2 protein-coding genes and 1 pseudogene are annotated in these 3,150 nt (G+C 69.3%); 2 read left to right on the top strand and 1 reads right to left on the bottom strand.

What is annotated here, in order from left to right; genetic code table 11:
- Window positions 1-91: 91 nt before the first annotated feature.
- Window positions 92-289 (bottom strand): annotated as a pseudogene (locus ACWEN3_RS44290) (hypothetical protein); the annotation flags it as partial.
- A gap of 261 nt (window positions 290-550) precedes the next feature.
- Between ACWEN3_RS44290 and ACWEN3_RS44285 the strand changes: the two are divergent.
- Both ACWEN3_RS44285 and ACWEN3_RS44280 read left to right on the top strand, forming a co-directional pair.
- Complete coding sequence (locus ACWEN3_RS44285) at window positions 551-1,507, top strand: hypothetical protein (protein ID WP_452983762.1); 957 nt, start codon at window positions 551-553, stop codon at window positions 1,505-1,507.
- Between the two features lie 62 nt (window positions 1,508-1,569).
- Complete coding sequence (locus ACWEN3_RS44280) at window positions 1,570-3,099, top strand: amino acid permease (RefSeq protein WP_452983759.1); 1,530 nt, start codon at window positions 1,570-1,572, stop codon at window positions 3,097-3,099.
- Window positions 3,100-3,150: the final 51 nt, after the last annotated feature.

The raw sequence follows: 3,150 nt of genomic DNA, 5'->3' as shown, positions 1-3,150 counted from the left end.
TGGCCGACTCGCTGGCCTGGTGGTCGCAGGACATCTTCACGATGGACACCGAGAGCCTGCGGGTCCTGCTCGACTACGGTCTGCCCGCGGTGATCCGGTCGGTCCACGCGAACAGCTGTTCGTGGCTGGCGATGTCGTCGAGATGGAGCACCGGGGCCCCGCCCAGGGCGGCGGCCAGCCGTCCGGCGAAGGTGGACTTCCCGGAGCCGGCGTGCCCGTCCACGCCGATCAGCCGGACCGGCCCGAGGGACGGGCGGAGCCCGCACAGCCGGGCGGCGAGGTCGTCGATGGCGATTCCCGAGGTGTGGTGCGGTGTGGGGGGTTTTCCGGAAACATTCTAGTAGCGGCCCATAGTGACTGGACCACTGGGACCGCCGGACGGAAGGAAAGTCACGGTTTGAACCACCGGCTGGCGGCCAGTCAATGGCACCCATAAACATTCGCGAATCCCCTGACCGATATGTCGAATTCGGCGTTCCGGGTGTGCCCGCCGCTGAGTAAAGTGCCTCCTGCGCAACTGCGATGCGTCGAACGGGGACAGGCAGGGGACATGGCCGCGGAGTTATTCGAAGGGCACTATGTATGGCACCCGGCGGCCGACGACCGTGTCCTGGCAAGCGTTTGCGTCGATGTCCGCGCAGGACGTTATCGATACGCGCACGAGGCCCTGAGCGAGACCCGTTCCGACTTCGCCCTGCGGGCGCACCGCTCGCTGGTCCTCGCCTCCGAGGCGGCCGGCACCGACCTGGTCGAGCGCTGGCTGGCCGAGGAGCCCTCGCCCGAAGCCGCGCTGATGTGGGCCCGGGTCGCCGTGCAGCGCGCACTGCGCGCCGCGGACGCCCGCGACGAGCGCGCCGAGGCCCTGGAGCGGATCGCGCTCACCGCCTGCGAGCGGGCCGCCGCCGCGGCCCCCGGCGATCCCACGCCCTGGGTCGCCAAGCTGGCCATGGCCCGGCTGCACCGGCTGCGGGACCCGGCCCCGCAGGGCCTGCTCACCGCCCCGCCTGGGCCCTGGCGGCTGTTCGCGCACATCCTGTCGCTGGACCCCTGGCACCGCGAGGCCCACCACCGCTTCCTGTCCTCCTTCTTCACGCGGTACGGCGGCTCGGTCAACTCGGCCTGGGACGTGGCCGCCTTCCTCAGCCAGCGGGCGCCCGCCGACTCCGCCCTGCGGCTGCTGCCCCTGGTGGCCCTGGTGGAGAGCTACAACCCGACCCAGCTGCTCGCCGACCGGGTCTGGGAGCAGCCCCAGTGGCGCTCCACCGCGCTCGCGATCTACCACAACTGGCTGCCCGCCGCGGCCCGTTACCGCTTCACCCCGGTGCTCGACCTGGCCTACCTCGCGCACGCGCTGGTCATGGCCCAGCGCGAGTTCGAGGCCCGGGCGGTCTTCACGGCGATGGGCCCGTACGCCTCGCGCATGCCCTGGAGTGCCTTCGGCGACCCCGCCGAGCAGCTCTCCCGGGCGCGTCGCGGCTGCGGCCTGCCCGTCCCGGGACCCGCCTGACCCGCTCGCCCCCGCTCCGCATCGAGAGCCATCGAGAGAAAGGTCGATCTGTGTCGGAAGGAATGCCTACCCCACGGGCACGGGCCCGCGCGGGAGAGGAAGCGGTCGTGCTCGACGACGACGCGACTCTCCACGCGATGGGTTATCCGCGGAAACTCACACGCCGTTTCAAGGCGTTCGACAATTTCGCGATCTCCTTCACCATCATCAATATCCTCTCGGGTATTTTCTCGTCCTTCGGATTCGGTATGAATGCGGGTGGCCCCCGCATTCTCGTGTTCGGCTGGATCGGTGTCTCGATCATGGTTCTGCTCATCGGAGCGTCCATGGGCGAGGTCGCCTCCGCCTATCCGACGAGCGGTGCCCTGTATTTCTCCGCCGGCAAACTCGCCAAGCGGCACAAGGGTGCCTGGTCCTGGTACACGGGCTGGCTGAACTTCGTGGGCCAGATCGGCGGCACGGCCGCCACCGGCTATGCGGCCGCCACCTTCGTCCAGGCCTTCGTGCAGCTGCAGTGGCCCTCCTACCGGCCGACCGTGCACCAGACGATCCTGATCACGGCTCTGATCATCGTCGTGCAGGGGCTCGCCAACACCTACACCGTGCAGCTCGTCGCCGTACTGAACCGCATTTCCGTGTGGTGGCTGCTGGTCGGACTCGTGGTGATCGTCGGGGCACTCATAGTGATGCCGCACCATCATCAGCCTGCGTCGTTCGTGACGCATTTCGAGAACAACACCGGCTTCACGAGCGGGCTTTACGGCGGCATGCTCGGCCTGCTGGTCACCAGCTGGACCTTCACCGGCTTCGACGGCAGCTTCCACATGTCCGAGGAAACGGTCCGCGCCACCGTCAACGCCCCGAAGGGGATCACCCGCGCCATCGGCTATTCGGCGATCACCGGTCTCGTCCTGATGCTGGCACTGGTCTACAGCATTAGCGACTACTCCAAGGTGGCGGCCGCGGCCGCCCCGCCCGTCCAGATCCTCATCGACGGCCTCGGCCTCACCACCGCCAAGGTGATGCTGCTCATCGTCATCGGCGCGATGCTCTTCTGCGGCCTGGCCAACCTCACCAGCAACACCCGGCAGATCTTCGCCTTCTCCCGGGACGGCGCCATGCCCGGCTCCCGCTGGTGGCACTCGGTCTCACCGCGCACCCGTACGCCGGTGAAGGCGGTCTGGCTCGCGGTGGCCTGCTCGCTCGCCCTCGTCGTCCCCGGCTGGTGGTCCCACACGGCCTTCACCGCGATCGTCAGCGTCAACGTCGTCGGCCTCTTCCTCGCCTACGCGGTGCCGATCTTCCTGCGGCTGCGCCTCGGTGACGGCTTCGAGCCCGGGCCGTGGCACCTGGGCCGCTGGGGCCGGCCGATCGGCTGGCTCGCGGTGGTCTGGATCGTCCTCAGCAGCGTCCTCTTCATGCTGCCGCAGGCCTCCCCGATCACCGTGGACTCCTTCAACTACGCGCCGATCGCCCTCGCCGCCGTCCTCCTCGTGGCCACGGTCTGGTGGTTCGCCACCGCCCGCCGCCGCTTCCAGGGGCCCATCAGCTACGGCCGCCCCGACGAGGTCGCCGCCATGGACCTCGTCTGACCGCCTCGACGGCTACCGCTCACCGCTGCCGCCCCCGCGCGCGGCACTGCT

Source organism: Streptomyces sp. NPDC004561, from assembly GCF_053602155.1.
The sequence above is the reverse complement of the archived record's forward strand: the minus strand, read 5'-3'. Positions and strand labels throughout refer to the sequence as shown.

Bases quoted from the DNA above. Each gene is read 5' to 3' on its own strand.
- ACWEN3_RS44285 (WP_452983762.1), top strand. From the start codon at position 551: ATGGCCGCGGAGTTATTCGAAGGGCACTATGTATGGCACCCGGCGGCC.
- ACWEN3_RS44280 (WP_452983759.1), top strand. From the start codon at position 1,570: ATGCCTACCCCACGGGCACGGGCCCGCGCGGGAGAGGAAGCGGTCGTG.